This is a genomic window from Methylobacterium iners (assembly GCF_022179305.1).
Lineage (GTDB): Bacteria > Pseudomonadota > Alphaproteobacteria > Rhizobiales > Beijerinckiaceae > Methylobacterium > Methylobacterium iners.
In genome coordinates this window covers 1-3,915 of the sequence record NZ_BPQP01000015.1, presented here as the reverse complement: position 1 = coordinate 3,915, position 3,915 = coordinate 1, and the positions used below count along the sequence as shown (strand labels likewise).

4 protein-coding genes and 2 pseudogenes are annotated in these 3,915 nt (G+C 60.5%); 2 read left to right on the top strand and 4 right to left on the bottom strand.

Features of this window, described 5'->3' with window-relative positions; all coding sequences use genetic code 11:
- Positions 1-394, top strand: a pseudogene (locus MFF55_RS04940) (UDP binding domain-containing protein); the annotation flags it as partial.
- A gap of 39 nt (positions 395-433) precedes the next feature.
- Here MFF55_RS04940 and MFF55_RS04935 read toward each other — a convergent pair.
- From MFF55_RS04935 to MFF55_RS04920, 4 genes and pseudogenes are all read right to left on the bottom strand, one after another.
- A complete protein-coding gene (locus MFF55_RS04935) occupies positions 434-1,819 on the bottom strand; it encodes a TolC family outer membrane protein (RefSeq protein WP_238242971.1) in 1,386 nt (461 codons plus the stop codon).
- 239 nt (positions 1,820-2,058) lie between these two features.
- Entirely contained in the window at positions 2,059-2,562 is a 504-nt protein-coding gene (locus MFF55_RS04930) for a hypothetical protein (RefSeq protein WP_238242970.1), read from the bottom strand.
- A 48-nt stretch (positions 2,563-2,610) separates the two neighbouring features.
- The gene (locus MFF55_RS04925) at positions 2,611-2,787 is read right to left on the bottom strand and encodes a hypothetical protein (protein WP_238242972.1); all 177 of its coding nucleotides are present in this window, start codon (positions 2,785-2,787) and stop codon (positions 2,611-2,613) included.
- A 36-nt stretch (positions 2,788-2,823) separates the two neighbouring features.
- Positions 2,824-2,986 (bottom strand): annotated as a pseudogene (locus MFF55_RS04920) (IS3 family transposase); the annotation flags it as partial.
- Between the two features lie 234 nt (positions 2,987-3,220).
- Between MFF55_RS04920 and MFF55_RS04915 the strand changes: the two are divergent.
- Positions 3,221-3,915, top strand: a 695-nt coding sequence (locus MFF55_RS04915; RefSeq protein ID WP_238242969.1) for a Calx-beta domain-containing protein, incomplete at its 3' end; no start/stop codon positions are given.

Below are 3,915 nucleotides of genomic sequence, written 5' to 3'. Positions count from 1 at the left end.
CCAGGATGCCGGCACGCCGGTGCGGCTCGTCGAGACGGTGGTGGCGGTCAACGAGAGCCGCGAGCGCGCCATGGCCCGCAAGGTGATCCAGGCCTGCGGCGGCTCGGTCCGGGGGCGTACGATCGCGATCCTCGGCCTCACCTTCAAGCCGAACACCGACGACATGCGCGACGCGCCCTCGCTCGCCATCATCGCGGGGCTGCAGGACGGGGGCGCGCGCATCCGCGCGTACGATCCCGAGGGCATGGGCCAGGCCAGGCCGCTCCTGCCCGACATCACGTACGCCGAGGATGCCTATGCCTGTGCGGAGGGCGCGGACGCGCTCGTCATCGTGACCGAGTGGAACGCCTTCCGGGCGCTCGATCTCGCCCGGCCCGGTGCGGTGATTGCAAGCCGCAGTCATACATCAAGCGGCTGCCATCCCCGGTGTTCTTCAGCGTCCGTCTGGGGTCCGCACGCCGAACCAGAGGTCCTTGACCTGGTCGAAGTGCTCCTTCGGGCTGTAGATGGCCACCGGCAGGGCCGTGTAGCGCACGGTCAGCCGGCCGACCGCCTGGACCACGCCGTAGGAGAAGATCACGCGGTCGCGCTGCGCGGTGATGAGGTTCACCCGGGCGCTCAGGAGCTCCTGCTGCGCGTTGAGCACGTCGAGGGTGGTGCGCTGGCCGACCCGGGCCTCCTCGCGCACGCCGTTCAGCGCCACCTCGTTGGCCTGCACCTGCGCCTGCGAGGCGATGACCTGCGCCTTGGAGGCTTCGAGCCGGCCCCAGGCCGTCACGATGTTCGAGCGGACGAGGTCGCGCGCATCCTCGACGTTGATCCGCGCCTGGCCGACGAGTTCCTTGGCCTGGCGGATCTGCGAGTAGGTCAGGCCGCCCTCGTAGAGCGGGATCGAGATCTGGCCGACGATGGAGGCGGTCACGCCGTTGTCGCCCGGGAACTGGCTGTCGTAGCGCTGGTTCACCGCTCCTTGGAGGCCGGCCCGGGGATAGAGCTGCCCCTCCAGCACCTTCACCTGCGCCTCGGCGACGTCGACCTGGTGCAGGGTGGACAGGATCTGCGGATGCTCCTTGAGCCCGATCGTGACGGCGGCGTCGAGAGTGGCCGGCACGAAGCGGTCGAGGGGACGGCCCGGCGCCAGCTGGCGCGGCTCGACCCCGATGAGGCGCCGGAAGTTGCCGATCGAGGCGCGCAGGCTCGCCTCGGCCGCACTCACGTTCGACCGCGCCAGCGCGAGGCGGGCCTCGGCCTGGGCGACGTCGGTGCGGGTGACCTCGCCGACATTGAAGCGGTCCCGGGTCTGGCGGAGCTGCTCCTCCAGCACCTCGACGTTGTTGCGCTGCAGCTCCAGGTTGGCGGTGTCGCTCAGCACGTTCATGTACGCCTGTGCGGCGTTGAACAGCGTGTTCATCTCCGTGAGGCGCAGGGACTCGCGGGTTCGGAGCACGTCCGACTCGGCCTGCCGGGTGCGGTTGTTGGTCTGGAAGCCGTCGAACAGGGTCTGGTTGATGGTCAGCCCGGCGCCGCCCGGGCGAGTGACTTGGTTGCGCTGAAAGCCTTGGGTTGACCCCTGGAACTGCTGGAGGCCGATATCGGCGCTCAGGCTGGCCGTCGGCCGGTAGCCCGACAGGGCCTGGGCCACGCCCTCGTCGGTGGCGCGCAAGCCCGCCCGCCCGGCATTCAGGGCCGGGTTGGCCATGTAGGCGCGTCCAAGCGCGCTCTCGAGCGTCTCCGCGGCGGCCGGTGCCGCCACGGCGAGCGCGAGAGCCGCGAGCGGAAGCGCAATGCCCGCCGCAGAGTTCCGTCGTCTCACGTTCATCAGCCCTTGCGGTTTCTCGATGAACCGGATGACCGTCCTGTCACGGCCAGCGCCTGTCAGCACGGATCCGGCTGCCCGCCTCGCAGCCAAGTCTAGCCGACACCAGGGGCCAGCGCACAGAGCAAGCACCACACCACACACAAATTGGTCAGGACGTGGCGCAAAAAAGGCACATCGTCGTCCGGCATGAGTGACTTGCTCGGTCGTATGAATGTGCCTCTTCCGGCCGATCCAGTGGTTCAGGTACGTTGATCGGGTAAGCCACCCTGTGAAAGCCCTTCTAGGACGGCTTGGTGAAGCCGCCGTAGCCAGTGCTCCGCCACCTTGGCTCTGGCCTCAGCACGCTCAGCACGCTCCTCGGCAGCTCGCACGCAAGCTTTAGCTTCTCTAGATGCTGCTGTAAGCTCTCTGATGTTCTTGAGGGTAACTGACCAGTCAAATTCTTTGTCCAATGCTGCTTCCTGAACAGCTTTCTCATCAATGATTTCGTCTTGGACGATGACTGTATCAGTTTCTTGAAAAGGAAACGAGCGGGCAAATAGATTGCGCAGACGCGAAAAATCTTCGCCAAGACCAGCAGCAGGAGGAAGGTTTTGCGCGGCCTGCATCGTGGGCTCCCAGCGATCTTTGTGAAGCGATCGTTGGTAGGATGCGTGAGAATGTTTAATATTATCTATATCCGAGAAAACCTGCCGTACTAAAACTTCAGCGGCGAATTGGTCCCAAGAAGCGTTGTCGCTCATTCCTGACCCCAGTCGGACGAGCCGCATCGCCGTAAGCATTGAGCTACGTCAACAAAACTCGTTGCTGTCGCCGCTCATCGAGTACGCCATGGGATGAAAGCGACCATCCCAGCGACGATCAGGGCCGCGATGATCCAGATTGGTCCACCCTCTACAGCATAAAACAACAGCCGCGATGGAGGCGAAGAGGCCGATCAGTATAATGGTGGTTTCCAGGCCCGTCATCGACGTACCGTCCGAGCCGTCAGCGTCGTACTGCGAGTCCAACTTGAGGCACCCAAACTCACGCCGACAGTGATAATACGTGACCCCGCTGACGCCGACCGTGACTCGCGTCGGCAACGCTCTGGCCCTGCGAGATCAACACCTCCATCTGTCGCAGCTTGGTGACTACATCTCCAAGCTGGCGCCGTTTGGATCCCAAATGTCTGTCCTCAACCCAGCTTGAAAGCCATACCACAGGGCCGACGACTTTAGTGAGGGAGGATCAATCCTCGACGTGGCGCAATGCCATTTTCAAAGAAGCTAGAGGATCACGCACAACTCGCAATTCGGCCGAACGAAATCATTGAACGACGTATCGAATCCGGTTAATAAAAGTAAACGACTGACTCAATCAGAGCACCGCATTGATTTTGCACATCCCAGGAGCAATTCCATGAGCGGGTCAATATTCCAAGCGGTGACCGAGCTAAGTTACGGTGAACGTGACGGTCGAGCTAGCATAACATTCCTTCGAAGTGGTGACTTAAGCCAAGCAGTCAAAGTTGCTTACGATTTGACAGCAGAGTCAGCCACCTCCAACGAAGATTTCGTTGGATCGTCCGGCTTCATAAACTTCGCTCCTGGCCAGGATCAAGCGTCTATTAATGTAGATATAATCGACGATAATCTTCTAGAGCGTACGGAAGTATTTGTGATATCACTGGTCGCCGTAGACGGCGGCGACATTTCAGTACCAAGAACTTGTCGGGTGAATATACTTGACGATGAAGATCCTGTTCTGCCTCCGATCGATCCGCCTTTATTGTCAAGCTATATTGTTAATGCCCAGCCTTTGCTCAGTAACTTGTCGCAACCGGTCGCTTTTGAGTTTTCGCCTATTAGCAACAATTTGGTGTACGTAGCTGGGAAATCTGGGCAAATACGAGTATTCGATATCTTTACTGGCGAAGACAAAGGCATATTTATCGATCTCAGCAGCGAGGTAAATAACTACAACGATCGAGGATTGATGGATATTTCATTACATCCAAATTTCCCTCAACAGCCCTATATATACGTCTTCTACGTTGTCGATCCCTTGGACGCGGCTTCAGAAGGTTTGTCAAGCAAACCTTCTGAAGCCGCGTC

Excerpts from the sequence above, each read along its gene's own strand:
- MFF55_RS04935 (WP_238242971.1), bottom strand. The coding sequence starts at position 1,819 with ATGAACGTGAGACGACGGAACTCTGCGGCGGGCATTGCGCTTCCGCTC.
- MFF55_RS04930 (WP_238242970.1), bottom strand. The coding sequence starts at position 2,562 with ATGAGCGACAACGCTTCTTGGGACCAATTCGCCGCTGAAGTTTTAGTA.
- MFF55_RS04925 (WP_238242972.1), bottom strand. The coding sequence starts at position 2,787 with ATGACGGGCCTGGAAACCACCATTATACTGATCGGCCTCTTCGCCTCC.